22 protein-coding genes are annotated in these 24,132 nt (G+C 62.6%); 8 read left to right on the forward strand and 14 right to left on the reverse strand.

The window, feature by feature from the left end; all coding sequences use genetic code 11:
- Nucleotides 1–129: 129 nt before the first annotated feature.
- Nucleotides 130–4,035: an ATP-dependent RNA helicase HrpA gene (gene hrpA / locus ACMGF5_RS02055; RefSeq protein ID WP_414157536.1), complete on the reverse strand. Its 3,906-nt coding sequence runs from the start codon at nt 4,033–4,035 to the stop codon at nt 130–132.
- 432 nt (nt 4,036–4,467) lie between these two features.
- Between hrpA and ACMGF5_RS02060 the strand changes: the two genes are divergently transcribed.
- Both ACMGF5_RS02060 and ACMGF5_RS02065 read left to right on the forward strand, forming a co-directional pair.
- Nucleotides 4,468–5,832: a glutamine synthetase family protein gene (locus ACMGF5_RS02060; RefSeq protein WP_046788051.1), complete on the forward strand. Its 1,365-nt coding sequence runs from the start codon at nt 4,468–4,470 to the stop codon at nt 5,830–5,832.
- Nucleotides 5,833–5,862: 30 nt separating this feature from the next.
- Nucleotides 5,863–7,170 (forward strand): NAD(P)/FAD-dependent oxidoreductase, encoded by a 1,308-nt coding sequence (locus ACMGF5_RS02065; protein ID WP_046788050.1) that lies wholly within the window; start codon nt 5,863–5,865, stop codon nt 7,168–7,170.
- A gap of 99 nt (nt 7,171–7,269) precedes the next feature.
- Here ACMGF5_RS02065 and fadD1 read toward each other — a convergent pair whose 3' ends face one another.
- Complete coding sequence (gene fadD1 / locus ACMGF5_RS02070; RefSeq protein ID WP_046788049.1) at nt 7,270–8,967, reverse strand: long-chain-fatty-acid--CoA ligase FadD1; 1,698 nt, start codon at nt 8,965–8,967, stop codon at nt 7,270–7,272.
- A 302-nt stretch (nt 8,968–9,269) separates the two neighbouring features.
- The gene (gene fadD2, locus ACMGF5_RS02075) at nt 9,270–10,958 is read right to left on the reverse strand and encodes a long-chain-fatty-acid--CoA ligase FadD2 (protein WP_046788048.1); all 1,689 of its coding nucleotides are present in this window, start codon (nt 10,956–10,958) and stop codon (nt 9,270–9,272) included.
- A gap of 209 nt (nt 10,959–11,167) precedes the next feature.
- On the opposite strand from fadD2, the gene ACMGF5_RS02080 reads away from it, so the two are divergent.
- Nucleotides 11,168–12,112: an alpha/beta hydrolase gene (locus tag ACMGF5_RS02080; RefSeq protein ID WP_115274125.1), complete on the forward strand. Its 945-nt coding sequence runs from the start codon at nt 11,168–11,170 to the stop codon at nt 12,110–12,112.
- Between the two features lie 33 nt (nt 12,113–12,145).
- On the forward strand, nt 12,146–12,616 hold the full coding sequence (locus ACMGF5_RS02085; protein ID WP_012315672.1) for a MaoC family dehydratase: 471 nt from the start codon (nt 12,146–12,148) through the stop codon (nt 12,614–12,616).
- Between the two features lie 41 nt (nt 12,617–12,657).
- On the opposite strand, the gene ACMGF5_RS02090 is transcribed toward ACMGF5_RS02085, so the two are convergent.
- From ACMGF5_RS02090 to ACMGF5_RS02120, 7 genes are all read right to left on the reverse strand, one after another.
- Nucleotides 12,658–13,896 carry an RNA polymerase sigma factor gene (locus tag ACMGF5_RS02090; RefSeq protein ID WP_115274124.1) on the reverse strand — a complete coding sequence of 413 codons (1,239 nt, stop codon included), beginning with the start codon at nt 13,894–13,896 and terminating at the stop codon, nt 12,658–12,660.
- Nucleotides 13,896–14,381, reverse strand: coding sequence for an SRPBCC family protein (locus ACMGF5_RS02095; RefSeq protein WP_115274123.1), 486 nt, complete (start codon nt 14,379–14,381; stop codon nt 13,896–13,898). Before ACMGF5_RS02095 ends, ACMGF5_RS02090 begins: the two co-directional genes overlap by 1 nt.
- Nucleotides 14,382–14,402: 21 nt before the next feature.
- On the reverse strand, nt 14,403–14,747 hold the full coding sequence (locus ACMGF5_RS02100; protein ID WP_039603659.1) for a YciI family protein: 345 nt from the start codon (nt 14,745–14,747) through the stop codon (nt 14,403–14,405).
- A 44-nt stretch (nt 14,748–14,791) separates the two neighbouring features.
- Nucleotides 14,792–15,217 (reverse strand): YybH family protein, encoded by a 426-nt coding sequence (locus ACMGF5_RS02105; RefSeq protein WP_039603658.1) that lies wholly within the window; start codon nt 15,215–15,217, stop codon nt 14,792–14,794.
- Nucleotides 15,218–15,342: 125 nt separating this feature from the next.
- Complete coding sequence (locus ACMGF5_RS02110; protein WP_046788043.1) at nt 15,343–15,987, reverse strand: LysE family translocator; 645 nt, start codon at nt 15,985–15,987, stop codon at nt 15,343–15,345.
- 78 nt (nt 15,988–16,065) lie between these two features.
- Nucleotides 16,066–16,398, reverse strand: coding sequence for a type II toxin-antitoxin system HicB family antitoxin (locus ACMGF5_RS02115; RefSeq protein WP_039603657.1), 333 nt, complete (start codon nt 16,396–16,398; stop codon nt 16,066–16,068).
- 298 nt (nt 16,399–16,696) lie between these two features.
- Nucleotides 16,697–17,662, reverse strand: coding sequence for a threonine dehydratase (locus ACMGF5_RS02120; protein WP_346640951.1), 966 nt, complete (start codon nt 17,660–17,662; stop codon nt 16,697–16,699).
- A 76-nt stretch (nt 17,663–17,738) separates the two neighbouring features.
- Here ACMGF5_RS02120 and ACMGF5_RS02125 point away from each other — a divergent pair, with 76 nt between their 5' ends.
- Nucleotides 17,739–19,100 (forward strand): PLP-dependent aminotransferase family protein, encoded by a 1,362-nt coding sequence (locus tag ACMGF5_RS02125; protein ID WP_323614611.1) that lies wholly within the window; start codon nt 17,739–17,741, stop codon nt 19,098–19,100.
- 66 nt (nt 19,101–19,166) lie between these two features.
- Here ACMGF5_RS02125 and ACMGF5_RS02130 read toward each other — a convergent pair whose 3' ends face one another.
- On the reverse strand, nt 19,167–19,424 hold the full coding sequence (locus ACMGF5_RS02130; protein WP_046788041.1) for a DUF2790 domain-containing protein: 258 nt from the start codon (nt 19,422–19,424) through the stop codon (nt 19,167–19,169).
- A gap of 276 nt (nt 19,425–19,700) precedes the next feature.
- On the opposite strand from ACMGF5_RS02130, the gene ACMGF5_RS02135 reads away from it, so the two are divergent.
- On the forward strand, nt 19,701–20,150 hold the full coding sequence (locus tag ACMGF5_RS02135; protein WP_414157537.1) for a GNAT family N-acetyltransferase: 450 nt from the start codon (nt 19,701–19,703) through the stop codon (nt 20,148–20,150).
- Here the strand turns inward: ACMGF5_RS02135 and def are convergent.
- The 3 genes from def to ACMGF5_RS02150 form a co-directional block, all read right to left on the reverse strand.
- A complete protein-coding gene (gene def, locus ACMGF5_RS02140) occupies nt 20,105–20,641 on the reverse strand; it encodes a peptide deformylase (RefSeq protein ID WP_414157538.1) in 537 nt (178 codons plus the stop codon). The two genes, ACMGF5_RS02135 and def, sit on opposite strands and share 46 nt — an antisense overlap.
- Nucleotides 20,638–21,591, reverse strand: coding sequence for a YihY/virulence factor BrkB family protein (locus ACMGF5_RS02145; RefSeq protein ID WP_046788040.1), 954 nt, complete (start codon nt 21,589–21,591; stop codon nt 20,638–20,640). Before ACMGF5_RS02145 ends, def begins: the two co-directional genes overlap by 4 nt.
- Before the next feature lie 155 nt (nt 21,592–21,746).
- The gene (locus tag ACMGF5_RS02150; RefSeq protein ID WP_046788039.1) at nt 21,747–21,926 is read right to left on the reverse strand and encodes a CsbD family protein; all 180 of its coding nucleotides are present in this window, start codon (nt 21,924–21,926) and stop codon (nt 21,747–21,749) included.
- Nucleotides 21,927–22,170: 244 nt separating this feature from the next.
- Between ACMGF5_RS02150 and ACMGF5_RS02155 the strand changes: the two genes are divergently transcribed.
- Nucleotides 22,171–23,640, forward strand: a complete 1,470-nt coding sequence (locus tag ACMGF5_RS02155; RefSeq protein ID WP_414157539.1) for a nitrous oxide reductase family maturation protein NosD — start codon at nt 22,171–22,173, stop codon at nt 23,638–23,640.
- A gap of 111 nt (nt 23,641–23,751) precedes the next feature.
- Nucleotides 23,752–24,132 carry a hypothetical protein gene (locus ACMGF5_RS02160; protein ID WP_012315687.1) on the forward strand — a complete coding sequence of 127 codons (381 nt, stop codon included), beginning with the start codon at nt 23,752–23,754 and terminating at the stop codon, nt 24,130–24,132.

The raw sequence follows: 24,132 nt of genomic DNA on the forward strand, positions 1-24,132 counted from the left end.
AAAGGCCATCGCCACAGGGCGCTGGCTGGAGTAATAGCACTTTAGTACCAAGTTCATAGCGCAGGTTGAACCCGCGAGGGGCCGCAATGCGGCCCCAAATTGCCTCAATATTGCCACAACTTGCGGGGTTTAGGCTTCCACCTGAGACCACTGTTTGCTGAGACGCTTGTCAGAAATCGGTACTTTCGTGCCCAATTGCTGGGCAAACAGCGACACCCGATATTCCTCCAGCAACCAGCGGTACAAGGTCAGTTGCTCGTCGCGCTTGCCTTCCTGGGCGTGCTTGTCGGCACGGGCCTTGTACTGGGCCCAGAGGTTGGTCAGCTCGCCACTCCACACCCGGTCCCTCTGCACCTGGCTGCCAAGCTTCTCCAGGCGCAACTCCACCGCCCTGAGGTAGCGCGGCAGCTCCTTGAACCAGGCCGAAGGCGTCTCGCGCACGAAGCCCGGATACACCAGGTTGGCCAACTGCTGCTTGATGTCGTTCAGCGCCACCGCCTGGCTCAGGTCGATCTTGCCTTTGAAACGCTTCTGCAGGCCGTGCCACAGCTTGAGCACTTCCAGCGTCTGGCGGGCCAGGCGCTCGGCATGCTCGGCCCAGCTGCCGCGCTTGCGCTCGGCAAGCCCGGCCAATGCTGCGCCATCGCGCGGTAGCGTGGCCTCCCCTTCGAGGATGCAACTGTCGAGGCTGGCCAGCAGGATATCCTCCACCAGCGCCTCGACACGGCCCAGTTCGCGGTACAGCAAGCCCAGTTCGGTCAGCCCCGGGAGCTTGCCGCGCAGGAACTTGGCAGGCTCTGCCAACTGCTGCAGCAACAGGCGCTGCAAGGCACGGCGATGCTGGAACTCGGCTTCGGCCTGGGTCGAGAAACGCCCCTCGCGCACGCTGCCGCTCTCTTCCACCAATGCCGGGTACACCGTCATCGACAGCCCGGCGATCTTCTGCTGGGCGGTCTGTTTCACTTCACTGAAGGCCTTGGCCTGCACCGGCTGCGCGCCCTTGTCGTCGCGCGGCACAGCCAGCGCTGCCTGGCTGGCGGCGGCAAAGCGTGCGGTCAACTCGGCCAGGTCGCGGCCCTCGCCGAGGAACTTGCCCTGGCCATCGACCACCTCGATGTTCATACGCAGATGCCCTTCGACCAGGCCTACCGACTCTGCCCAGGCCTCATCGGACACACGGGCACCGGTCATGCGCAACAGCTCCTGGCCCAAAGCCTGAGGCAAGGCACCCTGGCCGAACGTCATGCGTGCCAGCGACGCCTTGACGAAGTCCGGTACCGGCACGAAGTTCTTGCGCAGGGCCTTGGGCAGGTTGCGCACCAGCGCCACGCACTTGGCTTCGAGCAAGCCCGGCACCAGCCACTCCAGGCGCTCGCCCGGCAGGCTTGGCAACAGCGGCGCGGGCACCCTTACCGTCACGCCGTCACGTGGGTGGCCCGGTTCGAAGTGGTAGCTCAGCGGCAGGCGCAGCTCGCCGACCTGCAGGCTGTCCGGATATTGCGCCGCAGTGACTTCGCTGGCCTCACGGGCCAACACGTCTTCCTCACGCATGATCAGCAGGCTGGCATCCTTCTGGCTGCCCATGCGATACCAGCTGTCGAAGGTCGCGGTCTGGTGGATCTCCGCTGGCAGGCGCGCTTCGTAGAAGGCGTAAAGGGTTTCTTCATCGGCAAGAATGTCGCGCCGACGCGCCTTGGCTTCCAGCTCGTCGAGCTCTTCAAGCAGGCGCTTGTTGGCGGCCAGGCACTTGGCTCGCGACTGGATTTCGCCCCCCACCAGCCCTTCGCGTATGAACAGCTCACGCGAAGTAACCGGGTCGATCGGACCGTAATGCACTGGGCGGCGGCCGACCAGGATCAGCCCGTACAGGGTGATTTGCTCGTAGGCCACCACCTGCCCGCGCTTCTTCTCCCAGTGCGGTTCGAAGTGGTTCTTCTTGACCAGGTGAGTCGCCAGCGGCTCGATCCAGTCGGGCTCGATCTTGGCCACCATGCGCGCATACAACTTGGTGGTCTCCACCAACTCGGCGGCCATGACCCACTGCGGGCGCTTGCGGCCAATGCCCGAGGACGGGTGCACCCAGAAACGCCGCTGACGCGCGCCCTGGTAGTCGCCGTCTTCGGTCTTGTGGCCGATCTGGCTGAGCAGCCCGCTGAGGATGGCTTTGTGCATCTTCTGGTAGTCGGACGGGTCCTTGTTCACCGTCAGTTGCAGGTCACGGCAGATCAGCGCCAACTGACGATGGGCGTCGCGCCATTCGCGAAGGCGCAAATAGTTGAGAAAATTCTTGCGGCACCAGTTGCGTAGCGGGTTGGCCGTCAGCGCCTGGCGCTGCTCCTCAAAGCCTCGCCACAGGTTGACCAGCGCGGCAAAATCGGAATCCACATCCTTCCACTGCGCATGCGCCTGGTCAGCCGCCTGCTGACGCTCCGGCGGGCGCTCGCGCGGGTCTTGCACCGACAATGCACTGGTGACGATCAGCACTTCCTGCAGGCTGCCCTGACGGGCGCCTTCGAGCAGCATCCGGCCCAGCCGGGGGTCGATCGGCAAGCGCGCCAGCTGACGGCCCAGGGGCGTCAGCTGGTTCTCGCGGTTGACCGCCGACAGCTCCTGCAGCAGGTTGAAGCCGTCGCTGATGGCCTTGCCATCCGGCGGCTCGATGAACGGGAAGGCATCAATGGCGCCCAGCCGCAGATGCAGCATCTGCAGGATCACTGCCGCCAGGTTGGTGCGCAGGATCTCGGGGTCGGTGAAGGCTGGCCGGCCGTTGAAGTCTTCTTCGCTGTAAAGGCGTATGCAAATGCCCGGCTCGACACGGCCGCAACGGCCTTTACGCTGGTTGGCGCTGGCCTGGGATACCGCTTCGATCGGCAAGCGCTGGACCTTGGCCCGGTAGCTGTAGCGGCTGATGCGCGCGGTACCGGTGTCGATCACATAGCGGATGCCTGGCACGGTCAGCGAGGTTTCCGCCACGTTGGTGGCCAGCACCACTCGCCGGCCAGTGTGCGACTGGAAGATACGCTGCTGCTCGGCCGGAGACAGGCGCGCATACAGCGGCAGGATCTCGGTATGACGCAACTGGGCCTTGCGCAGGATCTCGGCGGCATCGCGAATCTCGCGCTCGCCCGGCAGGAACACCAGCACGTCGCCGGGGCCCTTGCCCTCGCTGCGCTCGTGGTGGGCGATCTCATCGAGGGTGGCGAGGATCGCCTGGTCGACGGTGAGGTCGTCCTCGACCTGGTTGCCTTCTTCGTCCTGTTCACTGGTCAGCGGGCGATACCAGGTGTCCACCGGGTAGGTACGGCCGGATACCTCGATGATCGGCGCACCATCGAAATGCTTGGAGAAGCGCTCCAGGTCGATGGTCGCCGAAGTGATGATCAGCTTCAGGTCCGGGCGGCGATGCAGCAGGGTCTTGAGGTAGCCGAGCAGGAAATCGATGTTCAGGCTGCGCTCGTGCGCCTCGTCGACGATGATCGTGTCGTAGCGCTCGAGGAAGCGGTCATGCTGGGTTTCGGCCAGCAAGATGCCGTCGGTCATCAGCTTGACCAAGGTGTTGGCGTCGCTCTGGTCCTCGAACCGCACCTGGTAACCGACCAGGGCGCCCAGCGGTGTACCCAACTCTTCAGCCACACGGGCAGCAACGCTGCGCGCGGCAATCCGCCGTGGCTGGGTGTGGGCGATCAGGCCGTGGCTGCCGCGGCCCAGCTCCAGGCAGATCTTGGGTAGCTGGGTGGTCTTGCCCGAACCGGTCTCACCGGCAATCACCAGGACCTGGTTTTCGGCCAATGCCTTTTTGATCTCGTCGCGCTTGGCGGCAATCGGCAAGCTGTCGTCGTAGCGGATGCGCGGCACACTGTGCTGACGCGCGGTCACCTGGGCGCAAGACGCCTGGACCTTCTCCACCCACTGCGCGAGCTTGGCCTCGTCGGGGCGCTTGCGCAGCTCATGCAGTTGCCGGCGCAGGCGATGGCGGTCGGCGATCATGGCGTGGTCGAGGTTTTGCAGCAGTTTGTCGATGGCGTGGTCAGTCATGGGGCTTTTTAGTGATGCAGGTGAGCCTGCTTTTGCATGATCGGCATTCGAAGGATGCGCGATTGTCGCAGATTTGCCGGCTTTTTGCTGTCTGTACCGGCCCCCGCCAATGTTTAGCCGTTACCAGAGTGAAGGTTGCCATTCACTGCTTTAATCAACGTGACGTCGCATGTGAGTATCCAATGCATGATCCCCGTCCAGCCCATCGCCCCGCCGCTTTCGCGCCCTTCGCTACCGAAGGCCCGCACCTGCGCCGGTGAAAATCCGCTGGTCCATGTGATCCTGGCCTTCTGGGCCCTCTGGCATTGCCGCCACGCCCGCCCACCGGACACTTCACTCGCGCATCTGACAAAGCCCGGCCACCTTTCGGCCGATTGACTCAGCCGGACCGCCGCCAAGCGGCGGTCCTGTATGCACACGAGCGAATCCCTCATGCACTTTGCCCCCGTTGAACACGCCCGACGTTTCCTTGCCGAAAACCCCGATATCGAGCTGTTCGAACTGTTCATCCTCGACGCCAACGGCGTGCCGCGCGGCAAGCTGCTGCACCGCGACGAGCTGCTGGCGGTTTACCAGAGCGGCCGCCCGCTGCCCAGTACCATCCTGGGCCTGACCCTCAATGGCGATGACGTGGAAAACTCCGGGCTGGTCTGGGACGTCGGCGACATCGACTGCCGCGCCTACCCCTTGGAGGGCAGCCTGGTACGCCTGCCATGGCGCCGCGTGCCGACCGCCGCCGTGCAAGTCAGCATGCACCCCAGCGAAGGCCTACCGGCCAGCGTCGCCGACCCGCGCCATGTGCTGTTGCGCACCATCGAAGCGCTCAAGGCCGACGGCTACCACCCGGTGATGGCGTGCGAACTGGAGTTTTTCCTGCTCGACCAGCAGCGTGACGCCCAAGGCCGGCCGCAACCGGCCCTGGACAATGATGGCGGCCGCCCGCGCAGCACCCAGGTCTATGGCCTGCGTGAACTGGAGCAGATAGAGCCGTTTCTCGCCGACCTTTACGCGGCCTGCAAAGCCCAGGGCATCCCGGCCCGCACGGCGATTTCGGAGTACGCCCCAGGCCAGGTGGAAATCACCCTGGAGCATGGCGATGCCCTGGAAGCGATGGACCAGGCCGTGCGCTACAAGCGCCTGGTCAAAGGCGTGGCGCACGCCCACGGCATGCAGGCGTGCTTCATGGCCAAACCCTTCGCGCAACTGGCCGGCACCGGCATGCACATGCACCTGAGCCTGGCCGACAGCGCCGGCAACAACCTGTTCGCCAGCGAAGACAAGGCCGGCACTCCCCTTCTGCGCCAAGCGGTTGCCGGCATGCTACGCCACCTGCGCGACTCGCTGCTGCTGTTCTGCCCCAACGCCAACTCGTTCCGTCGCTTCCAGGCCAACAGCTATGCACCGCTGGCGCCAACCTGGGGTGTCGACAACCGCACGGTCAGCTTGCGCGTGCCCGGCGGGCCGGCCAACAGCCGCCATGTCGAACACCGCATCTGTGGCGCCGACGCCAACCCGTACCTGGCCGCTGCGGCGATTCTCGCCGCCAGCCACCGCGGCATCCGCGAACAACTCGACCCGGGCGCACCGGTCGAAGGCAACGGCTACGCCCAGGCCACCGAACACCTGCCCACCGACTGGCTGACCGCCCTCGACGCACTGGAGCGTTCGGCGTGGGCACGCGAAGCACTCGGCGCGGACTTCCTCGGGGTGTACCTGAAGGTCAAGCGCGCCGAGTATCGCCAGTTCATGGCCGAAGTCAGCGAACAGGACTGGCGCTGGTACCTGCACCAGGCCTGAGCCTCACCCTATTCAGAATAAGGAACACCCATGAACGCAGCAGTGAACAACGGCCCGGCCCAGCGCGCGCCGTCCTACTACAGTGCCTCCCTCAACGACCACACGCAGTACCCGCAGCTCAAGGGCACCGTGCAGGTCGACGTAGCCATTATCGGCGGCGGTTTCACCGGCGTAGCCACCGCCGTGGAGCTGGCCGAGCGCGGCCTGAAAGTGGCGGTGGTGGAAACCAACCGCATCGGCTGGGGCGCCAGCGGCCGCAACGGCGGCCAGGTCACCGGCAGCCTCTCGGGCGACGAAGCCATGCGCACGCAGATGCGCGACCGCCTGGGCAGTGAAGTGGATGACTTCATCTGGCACCTGCGCTGGCGCGGGCACCAGATCATCGAGCAGCGGGTCGAGCGCTATGGCATCGACTGTGACCTCAAGCGCGGCCACCTGCATGCAGCGATGAAACCGTCACACCTCAACGAGCTGCGCGCCTTCGAGGCCGAAGCGCAGCGCCGCGGCATGGGTGATCAGGTGCACATGCTCGACCGCAACTCGGTTGCCGAACACCTGCAAAGCCCGTTGTACCTGGGCGCGCTGAAAAACCTGCGCAACCTGCACCTGCACCCGCTCAACCTGTGCCTGGGCGAGGCGCGTGCCGCCCATGCACTGGGCGCGCTGATCTTCGAGAACTCCGAGGTGCTGGACATCGTGCACGGCCCGCGCCCTGCAGTGGTCACTGCCCAAGGCCGAATCGAAGCACGCCAGGTGATGCTGGCCGGCGACGTTTACCACAAACTGGAAAAGCGCCAGCTAAAGGGCAAGATCTTCCCCGCCATGGGTGGCATCGTCACCACCGCGCCGCTGGGTGAACTGGCCGAACAGATCAACCCCCAGGACCTGGCGGTGTACGACTGCCGTTTCGTGCTCGACTACTACCGCCTCACTGCCGACAAACGGCTGCTGTTCGGCGGCGGCGCCAACTATTCGGGCAAGGATTCCCGTGATATCGCAGGTGAACTGCGCCCGTGCATCGAGCGTACCTTCCCGGCCCTCAAAGGGGTGCCGATCGAGTTCCAGTGGAGCTGCGCGATGGGTATCGTGGTCAATCGCATACCGCAGCTGGGCAAGCTTTCGGACAACGTCTGGTACTGCCAGGGCTATTCGGGGCACGGTATCGCCACCAGCCACATCATGGGTGAAATCATGGCCGAGGCGCTGACCGGAACGCTAGAGAAGTTCGATACCTTTGCCGGGTGCAAGCACATCAAGGTGCCGATGGGGGACCTGCTGGGCAATCCGCTGTTGGCGGCAGGGATGTGGTACTACCAGATGCTGGAAAAACTGCGCTGATTGCGCTCCCCTGTAGGAGCGGCCTCGTGTCGCGAAAGGGCCGCAAAGCGGCCCCAGATTTTCAGCGTGATGCGGATATTGCGGGGCAATGGTCAGCGATCAGGCGATCTTCTTCAAACCCTGCTTCTTCAGCTCTTCATCACGCAACTCGCGGCGCAGGATCTTGCCCACGTTGGTCGTTGGCAGCGCATCGCGGAACTCGATGTAACGCGGCACCTTGTAGCCGGTGACGTTGGCACGCATGTGCTCCATCACCTGCTCCTTGGTGACGGTCATGCCCGGCTTGACCACAATGAACACCTTGATCAATTCGCCCGACTTTTCGTCCGGCACGCCGATCGCAGCGCACTGCAGCACACCCGGCAGGGCTGCCAGTACGTCCTCCAGCTCGTTGGGATACACGTTGAAGCCCGAGACCAGGATCATGTCCTTCTTGCGGTCAACGATGCGCATGTAGCCATCCGGCTGGATCAGGGCAATGTCCCCGGTCTTCAGCCAACCGTCACTGTCGAGGATCTCGGCGGTGGCATCTTCACGCTGCCAGTAGCCCTTCATCACCTGCGGCCCCTTGACGCACAGCTCGCCCACCTCGCCCAGCGGCAGTTCGGTGCCACTGTCATCGATGACCTTGCACAGGGTCGAGGGCACCGGGATACCGATGGTGCCGACCTGGTTGGCTTCGGCCGGATTGACCGCCGCAACCGGGCTGGTCTCGGTCATGCCATAGCCTTCGCAAATGGCGCAACCGGTGACGGCTTTCCAGCGCTCGGCCACGCTCAGTTGCAGCGCCATGCCACCGGACAGGGTGATCTTCAACGCCGAGAAGTCCAACGCACGGAACGCCTCGTTGTTGCACAGGGCAACGAACAGGGTGTTGAGGCCGACGAAGCCGCTGAATTTCCACTTGCCCAGCTCCTTGACCATTGCCGGCAAGTCACGCGGGTTGCTGATCAGCACGTTATGGTTGCCGATCAGCATCATCGCCATGCAATGGAAGGTAAAGGCATAGATGTGGTACAGCGGCAGCGGCGTGATGAGGATCTCGCAACCTTCATGCAGGTTCGAACCCATCAGCGCCCGGCACTGCAGCATGTTGGCCACCAGGTTGCGGTGCGTCAGCATTGCGCCCTTGGCCACACCTGTGGTGCCGCCGGTGTACTGCAGCACGGCAACATCATTGGCTTGCGGGTTGGCCTCGGCCACCGGCTGGCCCTTGCCCAGCGCCAGGGTATCGTTGAAGCGCACTGCGTTCGGCAGGTTATAGGCCGGCACCATCTTCTTCACGTACTTGATCACGCTGTTGATCAGCAGGCGCTTGAGCGGTGGCAACAGGTCGGCCACTTCAGTGACGATGACGTGCCTGACCTGGGTCTTGGGCACCACTTTCTCGGCCAGGTGCGCCATGTTGGCCAGGCACACCAGCGCCTTGGCACCGGAGTCGTTGAACTGATGTTCCATCTCCCGTGCGGTATACAGCGGGTTGGTGTTGACCACGATCAGGCCGGCGCGCATGGCACCGAACACCGCTACCGGGTACTGCAGGACATTCGGCAGCTGTACGGCAATGCGATCACCCGGCTTGAGGTCGGTGTGCTGCTGCAGCCAGGCCGCAAAAGCGCCCGACAGGGCATACAACTCGCCGTAGGTGATGGTCTTGCCCAGGTTGCTAAAGGCCGGTTTGTCGGCAAAGCGTTGGCAGGATTGCTTGAGTACCGCCTGGATATTGGGGAATTCGTCAGGATTGATTTCCGCCGTAATCCCGGCTGGGTATTTATCCTTCCAAAAATGGTCGATCATGGAAGCCCACTCCTTCAGCAACAGCGAAGTTCGATTTACGCGTCGATGCGTTTATTATTGATATGAGATGGCGGTTCGTTGCAAACCGAATCATCTGAAAGCGGGCCGAGAGTAACAGCTTTGCAAAGGGTCGCCTAGAGGCCAAAACGGGCCTTACGGTCACAAAAATGACTCAATGAAGGATACAAGTCATTTTTAGAGTATTTGACTTAGAGCGCCAAGTTTCAAGCGGCAAGCTGCAAGCTAGAGCGGCGCACGCCCCCTCTTGCAGCTTGAAACTTGAAGTTTGAAGCTCGCCCCCCTTACGCGATGTCGCGCAGCTCGCGACGCAGGATCTTGCCCACCGGGGTCATCGGCAACGACTCGCGCAGCACGATGTGCTTGGGCACTTTATAACCTGTGAAGTTGGCCTTGCAGTAGGCCTTGAGTTCATCGACGCTGAGCCCGCCCTCACGGGCCACCACGAACAGTTTGACGGCCTCGCCCGAACGCTCGTCAGGCACGCCGATGGCGGCGCAGTTGGCCACCTTCGGGTGGCCCATGATCACGTCTTCGATTTCGTTGGGGTACACGTTGAAGCCCGAGACGATGATCATGTCCTTCTTGCGGTCGACGATACGCGTAAAGCCGTCCGGGTCGATCACTGCAATGTCGCCGGTTTTCAGCCAGCCATCAGCATCCAGGGTCTGCGCCGTAGCCTCGGGTTGCTGCCAGTACCCCTTCATCACCTGCGGGCCCTTGATGCACAACTCGCCCCGCTCACCGAGCGGCAGTTCATTGCCCTCATCATCGATGACCTTGAATGCTGTGTCTGCCACCGGTATGCCCACGGTACCCAGGCGTGCCAGCTCGCCATAAGGGTTGGTGCTGGCCACTGGCGAAGTCTCTGTCAGGCCGTAGCCCTCGACAATGCGGCAGCCGGTCAGGCTCTCCCAACGTTCGGCGGTGGCCTTGACCAGTGCCGTACCGCCAGAGTTGGTCACCTTGAGCGCCGAGAAATCCAGCTGCCGGAAGCCCGGGTGATCCATCAGCGCCACGAACAGGGTGTTCAACCCCAACAGTGCGGTGAACCGCCACTTGCCCAGTTCCTTGATGAAGCCAGGGATATCGCGCGGGTTGGTGATCAACACGTTATGGTTGCCGGTGACCATCATGCACATGCAGTTCGCGGTAAAGGCATAGATGTGGTACAGCGGCAGCGGCGCGATCATCACCTCCTGGCCTTCCTTGATCAGCTTCTGCCCGTCCGGGCCATGCTGCGAAAAGCACGCCAGCACCTGCAGCATGTTGGCCACCAGGTTGCCGTGGGTGAGCATGGCGCCCTTGGCCAGGCCCGTGGTGCCGCCGGTGTACTGCAGCACGGCGATGTCGTCCAGGCTCAGCGTTACCGGCTTGTGGCTCAGCGCCGCGCCCTCGCGCAGTGCCTGCTTGAACGAGATGGCCTGGGGCAGATGATAGGCCGGGACCATTTTCTTGACCTTGTCGACCACGGTGTTGATCAACCACCCCTTGGCCATGGGCAACAGGTCGCCCATCTTCGCCTCGATCAGGTATTCGATGCCGGTATCGGGCAGCACCTCCTGGACCCGCTTGCCGAACATGTTCAGGTACACCAGGGCGCGGGCACCGGCGTCTTTGAACTGGTGGCGCATTTCACGCTCGGTGTACAGCGGGTTGGTGTTGACCACGATCAGCCCGGCGCGCAGGGCGCCGAACACCGCAATGGGATACTGCAGCACGTTGGGCATCTGTACGGCGATGCGGTCACCCGGCACCAGGTCGGTATGCTGCTGCAGCCAGGCAGCAAAGGCCGCCGAAAGGCGGTCGAGTTCGCCATAGGTCAGGGTCTTGCCCAGGTTGCTGAACGCCGGGCGGTCGGCGAAGCGCTTGCAGGATCGCTCGAAAACTTCGACGACCGAGGTGTACGCATGGATATCGATGGTGGAAGGCACGCCCGCCGGGCGCTTGTCATTCCAGAAGTCGGCTTGCATTTATTATTGTTCCTCTGCCTGAACCCGCTCTTAGCCTGTAATCCCTTTGCCTGATGGCAAAAAGGCGTTCAACCGACGTTAGCAGGTAAGCCTGAGGTGGCATATATGCCAAGTGCCGCCATTAACATTGTGAATCTTATTTGTGCCCTTCCTGCAATCCGGCCGCTTGCGCATACACTGTGCTCGTACCCCAGCGCAAAGGATCCGCCATGCCTTACGACGCCTTCTGGCTGCCGGCCAGCGAGCATTGCAGCCTGTACGTGCACCAATGGCTGCCGGCCACGCCGGTCAAGGCCGTGGTGCTGCTGGCGCACGGCATGGCCGAACATGCCGGGCGCTACCAGCGCCTGGGCCAGGCGCTGAGCGCTGCCGGCTATGCGCTGCTGGCTGCGGACCTGCGCGGCCACGGCCGTACCGCCGAACGGGGTAGCCTCGGCCTGTTCGCCCGGCAACATGGCTGGAATGCCGTGGTCAACGACCTGGCCCTGCTCACACAGCACATCGGCCAGCAGTTCCCCTGCACACCGCTGTTCCTGTTCGGCCACAGCATGGGCAGCTACATCGCCCAGGCTTACCTGATGCACCACAGTGGCAGCGTGCACGGGGCGATCCTCAGCGGCTCCAATTTCCAGCCGCCGGCGCTGTACCGCATGGCGCGCCTGATCGCCCGGCTGGAGGCGTTGCGCCAAGGCCCGCAAGGCAAGAGTGCGCTGATCGAGTGGCTGTCGTTCGGCTCGTTCAACAAAGCCTTTAAACCCACCCGTACCGCCTTCGACTGGCTAAGCCGCGACCCTGAAGAGGTAAACAGGTACGTCAGCGACCCGCTGTGCGGTTTTCGCTGCAGCAACCAGTTGTGGCTAGACTTGCTGCACGGCCTGGCGCAGATCAGCCAGGCGAAGAACCTCGCGCAGATCGATCCGAACCTGCCGTTGCTGGTGATTGGCGGTGAATGTGATCCGGTGAGTGCCGGCAAGCGTCTCACCCATCTGGCCGACGCCCTGCGCGCGACCGGCAATCGACATGTACAACTGCGCGTCTACCCCAAGGCGCGGCACGAAGTGCTCAATGAACTCAATCGGGACGAGGTCACCGCCGATATCCTCGCGTGGCTGGAGCAGGCGCTGGCCCTTGGCCGCCCTGCCCGCAGCGAATGATAACGGCCTTGTCCGCCCATCAAGGAAGCGCCAATGACCCAGGTCACCAACACGCCTTACGAAGCTCTAGAAGTCGGCCAGAAGGCCAGTTACGAAAAGTCTGTGGAAGAACGCGACATCCAGCTGTTCGCCGCGATGTCCGGTGACCACAACCCGGTGCACCTGGATGCCGAATTCGCCGCCAAGAGCATGTTCCGTGAGCGCATTGCCCATGGCATGTTCAGCGGCGCGCTGATCAGCGCGGCAGTAGCCTGCACCCTGCCCGGCCCCGGCACCATCTACCTGGGCCAGAAGATGAGCTTCCAGAAGCCGGTGAAAATCGGCGACACCCTGACCGTGCGCCTGGAAATCCTCGAGAAGCTGCCAAAGTTCAAAGTGCGCATCGCCACCAACGTGTACAACCAGAACGATGAGCTGGTTGTAGAGGGCGAGGCAGAGATCCTGGCGCCGCGCAAGCAGCAGACGGTAGAGCTGGTATCGCCGCCCAATTTTGTCGCCAGCTGATGGCTTCAGGCAGTACCGGCGACAGGGCCGGTGCTGCCGGGTCATTCCAACGCCTGCAGCTTTCCCTCGATATGCCGCCGTTCCGGCGCCTGATGCGTCAACTCCAGCGCCTGCCGCCAGGCCGCACGGGCCTGTTCTGCCTCACCCAACTGGTAATGCAGCTCCGCCCTTGCCGCATGCGCCAGGTGATAGTCGCGCAACTCGCCAGTCGCCAGAATTGTTTCAATCTCCGCCAACCCCACCCGCGGCCCATCCCGCTTGGCCAATGCCACCGCTCGGTTGAGCGCCACCACTGCGGACGGCCAATGCCGCTGCAGCACATCGTAAAGGCCGACAATCTGCGCCCAGTCCGTTTCACTTGCGCTCGCAGCCTCCGCATGCACCGCTGCAATCGCCGCCTGCACCGTGTAGGCACCGAACGCCCGGCTGCGCAACGCCAGCTGCACCAATTCACAGCCTTCGCTGATTTGCGCACCGTCCCACAGGCTGCGATCCTGCTGCTCGAGCAGCACCAGATTGCCTTGGGCATCGCTACGCGCGTGCTGGCGTGACGCCTGCAGCAACATCAGCGCCAGCAAACCGACCGCCTCCGGGTCCGGTAACAACTGCACCAGCAAGCGACCGAGGCGAATCGCTTCATCACTCAACGCCTGTTGCACCAACGCCTCACCCGAAGACGCCGAATAGCCTTCGTTGAACACCAGGTAAATCACCCGCAACACGCTTTCCAGGCGCTCAGGCAATTCGTGCAGCTCCGGCACCTGGTAAGGAATGCGTGCGTCGCGGATCTTGGCCTTGGCGCGCACGATGCGTTGGGCAATGGTCGCCGGGCTCTGCAGGAAGGCACGGGCGATCTGCTCAGTGGTCAGGTCACAGACTTCGCGCAACGTCAAAGGCACCTGCGCATCGGCAGCCAGAGCCGGGTGGCAGCACGTGAAGATCAGCCGCAGGCGATCGTCGGCGAGCAACGCCTCATCACTGGGGTCTTGCCCCTGGCCCTCGATGAGCATGATCAGGTCAGCCTGCGAACGGTCGAAACGCGCACGCCGCCGCACCGCGTCAATGGCCTTGAAACGGCCGGTCGACACCAGCCATGCACGTGGGTTTTTGGGGATACCATCGCGCTGCCAGCGCTCGACGGCAATGAAGAAGGCATCATGCATGGCCTCCTCTGCCAGGTCGAAATCCCCCAGCAGGCGGATCAGCGTCGCCAGGATACGCCGCGAGTCCCGGCGGTAAACCCCCTCGATCTCGGCGCGTACCTGCACCAGCGTTGCCATCAGTCCGGCATCCGCTGGGTCACCACCTCCACCAGGCGGTCCAGGCTTTCTCCCCACCCCTGGTGAAAACCCATTTCTTCATGGGCCGTGCAGTCGGCAGCGCTCCAGTGCCAGGCGCGGGCGGTATAACGGGTCTTGCCGTGTTCCTCGTCAAAGGTCACCACTGCGGTCATGAAGGCCTTGGCAGACGGCACCCAGCCTGGCCCGAACGCATCGGTGAACACCAGCCGACGTGGCGCGGCGATCTCCAGGAACACACCCTGGGTGGGGTAGTCGGTACCGTCGGGGGCGCGCATCAAGGTACGAAACAGGCCACCGACCCAGAGCTGCATTTCACATTCCGGCGTGGTCATGCCATGCGGCCCCCACCACTGCATCAGCCACTGGGGTTCGGTCCAGGCACGGAACACCTTGGCGGGCGGGGCGTCGATCAGACGGCTGATGGCCAACTCGTGTTGCGCTTGCGCAGGTTGGGCAAGGCTCATTCTTGTTGTTCTCCGTTGCGGTCAGGGTTGCAGTTCGCGCACGGGCCTTACTTCAACGCTGCCGACCCGTGCGGCCGGGATGCCTTTGGCAATGTTCAATGCCTCGTTGAGATCGCGGGCATCGACCAGGTAAAAACCCGCAAGCTGCTCTTTGGTCTCGGCGAACGGGCCATCGGTCAGGCTCATGTGGCCACCGCGCATGCGTACCGTGGTGGCGGTCTGCACCGGTTTCAGCGCCTCGGCCGCGAGCATGCGCCCACAGCGCTGCAGCGACTCGGCGTAAGCCATGCATTCGGCATCTTCGGGGCTGTCGGGCAGGCTGTGCAGCAGCCCCTCGTCACAATAGACCAGGCACAGGTATTTCATGGTGATCTCCACGGCATTGGCAAAGTGCGTTTGGCGATAGCGGGTCAGGGTTTGAGATCAAACAGCGCTTTCTGGGTTTCCACATCGAAAGGCGCCGACCAGTGCTCGTGGATGACCCGCCACTGGCCGGCGGTCTTGCGATAGCCCACGGTGACGCGCATGAAACCGCACTGGCTTTCGTCATCCGACGGGCCGCAGCGGTTGAGCCAATGGGCCAGGCCCAGCTCGCCATCGGCGTACACCGTGAGTTCGGCCAACTCGAACGTCATCGGGCCGGTGCAAAAACCCATGCACATTTCCCAATGTGCCTGGTACACGGCCTTGCCCTTGAACTGCAGTTCCTTGATCGCATCGAAGGCGACGATGTCGTCGGCATAGGGGGCGGTGATACCTGGGATGTCACGATCGCGCACCGCTTGCATCCAGCGTTCGATCAGTTCACGGATTTCGCTTTCGGCCTGGGTATTCATGAGGGGCTCTCCGAAGTGCGGGTGGCGCCGGTACTCGGCGCCTTCAACACTGGTCGAACGAGAGAGCGGGAAATCGACAACAGGGAGGAAAAAGGCTGACAGGCGCGGCGGCCCCCTGTAACTGCCTACACGCCCGGGCTGGCCAGTATGAATTCGCGATAGCCCGAAACGATCACGTACACCGCGAAATAGCAGAAAATCGCTGCCGAGAGCAGGTATGACCACGTCAGCAGACGGTCACCGAGCAAACGCCCACCATGGCTGGCGATGCCGCACAGGCTCAGGCACCAGACCAGCCCTGCAGCGAAAAAGCCGCCGAGAAACAACCCGGCCTCCAGCAGGCTACCGCCACCGGAACGGGAAATCAGCACGCCACCGACAGCGGCGAACCACAAAATGGCGGTGGGCGACGACATGGCCAGGAAGATACCGCGCATGAATTCGCGCCAGGCCGATTCCGCCACCACCTCGCTGCGCGCTTCCATATGCCCGCCGCGCCAGGCCGCCAGCAGCATCTTCAGCGCGAACCACACCAGCAGCGCCGAACCACCCAGCCACAAGGCCCAGCGCACGCTCTCGAACTGCAGCAACACGGTCATGCCGGCCAGCGCTGCGATCGCATACACCAGGTCACCGACACACGTGCCCAGGCCGAGCCAGAACCCTTGCAGGAAACCGCGCTGCATGGCCAGGGTGATCATAGCGATATTGGCCACACCGATATCAAGACACAGGGACAGGCTGAGGAGAAAACCGTTGGAGAAAGGCATTGAATACTCGATGACGGGTAAATGAGCGCCGTAGAGCCTGCCATGAGTGATTGCGGGATTGGAAGAACAAGTGTTCGATCAGGCCAGCGCCGCCTGTTCAAACACCTCGTCGGCCCACTGGTTCAGGCTTTTGCCTGCCGCACGGGCAGCAACGCTGGCAGCGGCATGGATTTCGGGCCGAATACGCAGCATGACCTTCCCCGATGCCGGCTTTTCGGGAGTGATGCCCTGTTCCGCGCAATCGGCCAGGTAGTCCTCCAACGCATGACGGAAGGCCTCATGCAGTTCCGGGACAGAACTTGCGTGGAAACTGATGATGTCGCGAATCCCCAGCACGCGGCCGACGAAAATATCATCACGCTCATCATATTCAATACGGGCGGCATAGCCCTTGTAGCGCATGCAACTCATCATTTCACTCCTGCCCGCAGCAAGAATTCGCGGGCCTCTTCAATCTCATACCGCCTGGCCTCCTTGCCTGGATGGGGACGATGGCACCTCCAGCACTGGCCGCCAAGCACCAGTTTGACCCGGGAGCCTTGCCGCTCCAGCACCTGCCCCCCGAGGTGCAGCACCAGCGTTTCAATCTCGGAAAAGGCTAGTGACGACGTGGTTGGCGTCCTCAGGATAGCGTCGAGAATTTTTCGGTATCGAGTATTCATGGAAAAATGCTATCAAAATAAGATAGCACTTATTCCAAGATATTCATTCAGGATCTTTCATTGCCCCCGAGAATCCGCGCATACCGCGCCCGGTCCACGTTCGCTCCGCTCAACACCACAGCCACGCGCTTGCCGGCCTGCTGTTCGCGCTCTTGCATCAACGCCGCCAGCGCTGCGGCACCTGCACCTTCGGCAGTGTTGTGCGTGGCCTCGTGGTAAACCCGCATGGCTTCGGCGACTTCACTGTCGGTGACCCGCACGATCCGCGCAGCGTGCTCGCGCACCAGGGCAAAGGCTTGCGGATGGGGTACCCGGCAAGCCATGCCATCGGCGAAGGTTTCGGCAGTGGCAGTGGTGACGATATGGCCCTGCTCAAAGCTCTGGGCATAGGCATCAGCGGCGCTGGACACCACACCGACGATCTGGGTTTTCAAACCCAGCAGGTTACGCGCCTGGATCAGCCCGCAAATGCCTGACCCCATGCCGATCGGCACGTAAACGCAGTCCAGGTCACGCACAGCCTCGAACAACTCCAGGGCATAAGTGGCGACGCCCCGCACCAATTCCGGGTGGAACGAAGGCACCATGGCATACCCCAACACCTCGGCCAGCCGCGCGGCTTCTTCACGGGCCACATCGAAATCCACACCGTGCTCGATCAACTCGGCCCCCAGTGCGCGCATGGCGGCGTTCTTCTCTGTGGAATTGCCCTTAGGGACTACGATGACCAACGCAATGCCTGCCTGCCGTGCCGCCAGGGCCATGCTTTGGCCGTGGTTGCCACGGGTTGCGGTGACCAGCCCGCGGGGTGGATTGCCGCCCGCCAGCAGCGAGCGCACATAGACCAGACCGCCCCGGACTTTGAAAGCCCCGGTGGGTGCGTGATTTTCGTGCTTCACCCACACCTCGCAGCCCAGCCGCTCAGCCAGCAACGGCCAGGCGTGCTGGGGCGTGGCGGGTACATGTTGGTGAACGAAAGCGGCGGCTTCGCGCAGGGCGGCAAGGTCGAACATGGCGATCATCCCTTTTCGGTAGGTGGTTGATCCGATCCTAAGCGCCGGGCATTGTATGGGTACAACCTTATATTGCATGGGTAGCAATTTCGTGTGGATCCCGCAGCTCGTCGAGGATGACCAACCCCGGTATCTGGCACTGGTCGACGCTATAGGCAACGCCATCGAGAGCGGCGTGCTCAAGGTCGGTGACCGCCTGCCGCCGCAACGGCGCCTGGCCTGGAAACTGGGCCTGAACCCCAGCACCACCCAACAGGCCTACCGTGAAGCCGCCGCTCGCCACCTGGTGGCGGGTGAAGTGGGCCGCGGTACCTATGTGCTGGCGGGGAGCAAGGAAGCGACCTTGTTTCGCCTCAAACACTGCGAAGGGCAAACGCGGCTGATCGACCTGTCGACCAATGTACCGGTTGCCGATCCGCACAATCATGATCTGCACGACAGCTTGCGCAGGCTGCTGCAAGGTCACGACCACGGCTTGCTCGACCATTACCTGGGCCCCGAACAGTTGCTGCTGGGGCGCATCCGCGGCGCCCACTGGCTGGGCAATCGCGGCCTGGCCCTGTCGGCGGACCACCTGTTGCTGTGCGGCGGAGCCCAGCAGGCGCTGGCCCTGGTGCTGCAGTCATTCTGCCAGGCGGGTGAGCCCGTCATGCTTGAAGCCCTGACCGCTCCGGGCATCAAGGCCGCCTGCCGGCAACTGCGTCTGCCCGTGCATGGCGTCGCACTGGACAACCAAGGCCTGCGGCCTGATGACCTGGACCGGGTGGCGCGCGCCAGCGGTGCCCGCGTGCTGGTGACCACACCTACCCTGCACAACCCCACGGGCGCCTGCATGGATGATGCTCGCCGCGAGGCAATCGCTGGGGTAGTCAAACGCCTGGGGTTATTGGTGATCGAAGATGATGTGTATGGCGCACTCAGCGACCGGCCGCCGCTCTACCCGCTATTGGGCGATCAAGGGATCTACATCAGCAGCCTGTCCAAGACCGTAGCTGCAGGCTTGAGGTTGGGGTGGATCGTGGCCAGCGCGAAGTTGCTGTCACAGGTCGACCCGCATGCCCAGGCCAGCCACTGGCCGGTGTCGCCATTGGGCTTGCATGTCGCTTGCCAATGGATCGATGACGGTACCGCCGCCCGGCGGCTGGCCTGGCAGAGAGCAGAAATTTGCGAGCGCTGGCGCCTGGCACGCAGGCTGCTGGCTGGTGGGCTGCACAACACAGGCCAGCCTTCACCCCACGCGTGGCTGGGCACGCCGCAGGGGGCTGAGGCGGTTGTAAAGCAATGTCGGGAACAAGGTGTGGAAGTCGTCCCGGCGAGTGTCTTCGCCATTGGCGCAAGTGAGGTGCAGGCCGTGCGCATCAGCCTGTCCGCGGCAGGCAGCCGGGCTGAACTGAAACGCGGCCTGGAGGTAATACGGCAGGTACTGTCTGCTCAATGAACCCAGGGTGACGAAAGCAGCCTCTTCGCTACTGCCCGGTGCGAAAAGGCCGCTAACGCAGGAGCATCAACCCTGCTGGCAACCTTCGCCCATGGCGCGGTACTGAATGGTGTGCACCTGGCCCTGATGGTCTTCATAGGTCATGGTCGCAGGCACCACTTCGCAGACATTGGGGATGGTCGACAGGTTGATCACCCGTTTGATGTCAAGGTTCATGGAGTAGTCGTACTGCTGGGCCACAGGCTCGGTGGAGACGGCTTTGGCCTCATCGGCAAGGGCGAACGAGGACATACCGACCAATGCAAGAATCAGTAATGGTTTCATGGATGTTTGGCCTTTAAATCAATCAAGCTGATCGATTGACTTCATATGCCGTCAATGGCGCGGAGAAGTTGTCATCAACTGCGAAGATGACACGAAGTACCGATCCCGCTTTGTCGTACTGCCAGGGGGGATACGTGAAATTCTACTCCCGGCCTGGAATAGTTGAACCCCGAACTCGGACATTCACCCTTGCAGCTTTTGCAACAATCTGCGACAAAGCGAAACGGATTGATGGCCCGAAATCATTGGGCTAGAGCTGTTTGCCAGCGGAATACCATGACGCCACTTCTCTGCACCCCACTGACCGACCTTGAACGGCGGCTGCTAGACCACTTCTATCGCCAGCAGGGCTCGCGCATGCGTGCAGCCAGCGAGGGTGAGTTGTGGGTGGCGCGCAGCGGCGTAATCGTTGCTGGTTTGAGCTTGAGCGCTGTTGCCGGTGGCCGGTGGCTCACCGGCCTGCTGGTAGCCCCAGAGTGGCGAAACCAGGGTGTGGCCGCGCGCCTGGTCAACGCAGCACTGGGCGAAGGTCGTGGCCCAACGTGGCTGTTCTGCCACCCGGACCTCGAAGCCTTTTACCAACGTCTGGGGTTCTCCCCGGCGAACATGTTGCCTGAAACGCTGGGGTCACGCCTGGCACGCTACCAACGCAGCAAACGGCTGATGGCGATGGTGCATGGTCAGTCGTCGCTGGCGTCCAGCCCAGGGAACAGTACCTCGGTGTAACCGAACTTGGCGAAATCCTGAATCCGCGAAGGATACAGCCGCCCGATCAGGTGGTCGCATTCATGCTGTACCACGCGCGCATGAAACCCGTCGGCAACCCGGTTGACCGGGTTGCCCTGCGGGTCGATGCCCTCATAGCTGATGTGCTTGTAGCGAGGCACCACCCCGCGCAGGCCAGGCACAGACAAGCAGCCTTCCCACCCCTCCTCGATCTCGGCGGACAGCGGAGTGATCACCGGGTTGAGGAGAATGGTCTGTGGCACCGCCTCGGCATCGGGATAACGCTCACTGCGCTCGAAACCGAAAATGACCAGTTGCAGGTCGATGCCGACCTGCGGTGCGGCCAGCCCCACGCCGCCGACATGGCGCATGGTTTCGAACATGTCGTCGATCAACTGCTGCAGTTCGGCGCTGCCGATCAGGTGTTCTGGCACCGGGGCTGCGACGCGCAGCAAGCGCTCGTCGCCCATCTTCAGGATGTCACGGATCATCGCGGGTTCTGCTCGGTAGGCTGGGGCTCGACGGGATGTTCATGGCCGAGCACGGTCAGGGTTTCCTTGGCTTTATCGCCCTCGAAATCCTTTTCGCCAGGGTCTTTGCCCTCAGCGGACATATGTTCGATCACAGCGTTCATCTCCGCGCCCAGCAACAATACGGCGGCAGAAATGTAGAAATACAACAGCAATACAATGATCGCACCGATACTGCCATACATGGCGTTGTAGTCGGCGAAAGTCTTCACATAGTAAGCGAATGCCAGCGAAGCGATGATCCAGACCACCACCGCCAGCACTGAGCCTGGAGTGATGAAGCGAAACTTCTGTTTCACGTCGGGCATCACGTAGTAGATCACCGCCACCGCCACCATCATCAGGATGATGATCGCCGGCCACCGCAAGATCGTCCACACCGTGACGATCACTTCCTGCATGCCGATCTGAGCCGCGATCCACTCCATCACCTGAGGCCCCAGCACCATCAACGCTGCCGCCGCCAGCAGCATACCGGCAATGCCGACGGTATAGACAATCGACAATGGTATGCGCTTCCACACCGGGCGCCCTTCGGGCACGTCATAGGCGGCATTCATGGCACTCATCATCAGCCGTACGCCTGCAGAGGCGGTCCACAGCGCGATGACGATACCCACCGACAGCAGGCCACCTTTGGACTGCTGCAACTGATCGATGACGGGGTTGACCTGTTCCAACGCCTGGGGCGGCAGTACCAGCTCCGATTGCATTCGCAGCCACGAGAAGAAATCCGGCAGGTGCAGAAAACCGATCAGTGCGATCAGGAACAGCAGGAACGGGAACAACGAAAACAGCATCTGGTAAGCAAGCGCAGAGGCGTAGGTGGACATCTCGTCGTCAAGGAATTCCTTGACGGTGCGCACCAGGATGCGGTGAAGGGGCAAGCCACCCAGGTCGGGAAAAATCATAGCGTCTCCTTTCGCCGCTTGATCAGTACATCAGGGAAGTCTAATAGACCACGCGACTGGTGTGCTGCTCCCTGCTGGACTTGAAGAAAAATTCGCCGTCTTGATCAACAGCCCCATCCCCGTCTGCTGGCGACGGGGCTGTAGTCATACCGTGATCAAGGCTTTTTCACAGCATCCTTGACGTCGCCCTTGACCTGCTGCCCTTCGCCCTTGATTTCCTGGGCCTTGCCTTCTGCGCGCAGCTTGTCATTGTCGGTGACTTTGCCAACACCTTGCTTGATGTTGCCCACTGCTTCGTTGGCCATACCTTTGACTTTGTCTTTAGTGCCGCTCATGGCAAATCTCCTGCAAATGGAGACACGTGATCCGTGTCGACAAAAGGTGGACCCAGCGGCCAGTTCAGGAGTTTCAAACATTTTTGCAATCTCAAGCCGAGCGGTAAATCTGCGGGCGAATACCGCACTGAATCGGCTACCTACGTCTGCGCAATGCCGGCCTGCTGCCCTAGAATCGCGGGCAAACGGCAGCCCTATAGAGGTTGCATGCTTATAAAAACAACAGCTTACGGAACCTGCACCCATGCGTTTGATGCCCCTGCTGGCAGCCTTGCTGCCGCTGCTGCCCCTGCCCGCGATCGCTGGCGCACCGGCCACCGAAACCCTGCGGGTCGACCGCTACACCGACGACAGCCAGCCAGGCACCCTGCGCTGGGCGATCGAAACCAGCAACCAAAAGCCCGGCCACTACCGCATCGACATCGCCGCAGTCGGCCAAGCCCCGTTTGTCATCCGGCCGACCCGCGCCCTGCCTGAAATCAAAGGCCCGGTGCAGATCACCGGCCTGCCTTGGGCGCGCGACGGCCAATACGTCGCCATTGACGGCGCCGGCTATATCAAGGACCAGGGAGTACACACCTGCCCCGGCGCCCTGCCCGGCCAGTTCGGCACCAACGTGCGCACCACGACCAACCCCGGGCTGGTGCTGCGCGACACCCAGGGCGTACACCTCAGTGGCCTGGAAGTGCGCAACTTCTGCATCGGCATCCTGGTCAACCGCGCCAGCCACAACGTTATCGAAGACAACCGCATCGTCGCCAACAAGGGCGGTGCCGGTATCATGCTGACCGGCGATGACGGTGCCGGTAACCCCACGGCCACCACCACGGTCAACAACAAGGTGCTGCGCAACCAGCTGATCGACAATGGCGATGGCCTGGAGCTGACCCGCGGCGCGGCGTTCAACCTGGTGGCCGACAACCTGTTCCGTTCGACTGCAGCCAACCCGGAGCCGTCCCAAGGCATCGAGATTCTGCTGGGCAACGACAACAGCGTGGTACGCAACCGCTTCGAGAACTACTCCGACGGCCTGCAGATCAACTGGGGCAAGCGCAACTACCTGGGCGCCAATACCTTCAGCGGCAACTCGATCGGCGTCAGCGTCACCGGCCAAGGCAATATCCTCGACGGCAACCTGATCCACGGCAACCGCATCGGCGTGGCGCTGCGCCCGGAGCCGGAAGTCACCACCACGCGCCTGACCGGTAACCGGATCTGGGGCAACAGCCTGGATATCCGCCGCTGCGAAGCTGGCGGCTCTTGCGTACCGGATCAGCGCACGGGCGCCATCGTTTTTGGCGTGCCAGCCCAGGCCCATGCACTGTACGTAGGCTCTCGCGGGGTCGGTGCCGACCTGCCGAAAAAGGACCAGGCCGTGATCTGCGATGCCAAGGGCCAGCCCAAGCCCTGCCAGCCGCTGCCCAACCATAACCAGCAGGCACCACGGCTGTTGGCCCTGAACGACAATGTGCTGCGCGGCGAAGTGCAGGGGCCGGCATCGAGCCTGCTGCGGGTCGAGCTGTTCGGCAATGCCCAGGCACAAGGCACGGAGGCTGAGCAGTACCTAGGGGAAGTACTGGTGAACAGCGATGCCAAGGGGCAGGCGCAGTTTGCCCAGGTGCTGGAGAATGCAGATGGGGTGCGCAGCTTTACCGCCACAGTGACTACGGCCGACGGCGCGACCTCCGAGTTGAGCCAGCCGCTTCGCCGCTAGGGTAGCTGGCCTCATCGCCGGCACGCCGACGATGAGGCCATCAAACCTTGCTCCGCTACCCGCCACCCCTCACAATGCAGCCCTTTATAGCGTCACACCGCAGGAACCTGCATGAAACTCGACAAACCCGCCGCCATCGCCCGGCGCAACGAAGCATTGGCCAAGCCGGTGCTCACCAGTGCCAACACGCTGTTCGCCATCCTCGACCCCAAACGCAACCTGTGGTGGTTCGAAGTACCGGTGGCGCTGCTGCGCAAGGGCCAGCCCGACTGGGTCAACCTGCTGCTGCACACCCCTGAAAGCGACGAACTGCAGCACCTGAAGGTCCCAACCAACTTCCTCAAGGCGCATCAGGAACAGATGGAAGTGCGCAATGCCGGCAAGCGCCGCTCGACCATCAGCCTGGCGCTGAGCGCCGACCGTGATTCGCTGCTGCGCGACACCCGCCCGGGCGGCGAGCAGCTCGACTTCAGCACATTCGTGCAGGCCTGA

This window comes from Pseudomonas sp. BNK-15 (assembly GCF_047456105.1).
Classification (GTDB): domain Bacteria; phylum Pseudomonadota; class Gammaproteobacteria; order Pseudomonadales; family Pseudomonadaceae; genus Aquipseudomonas; species Aquipseudomonas putida_E.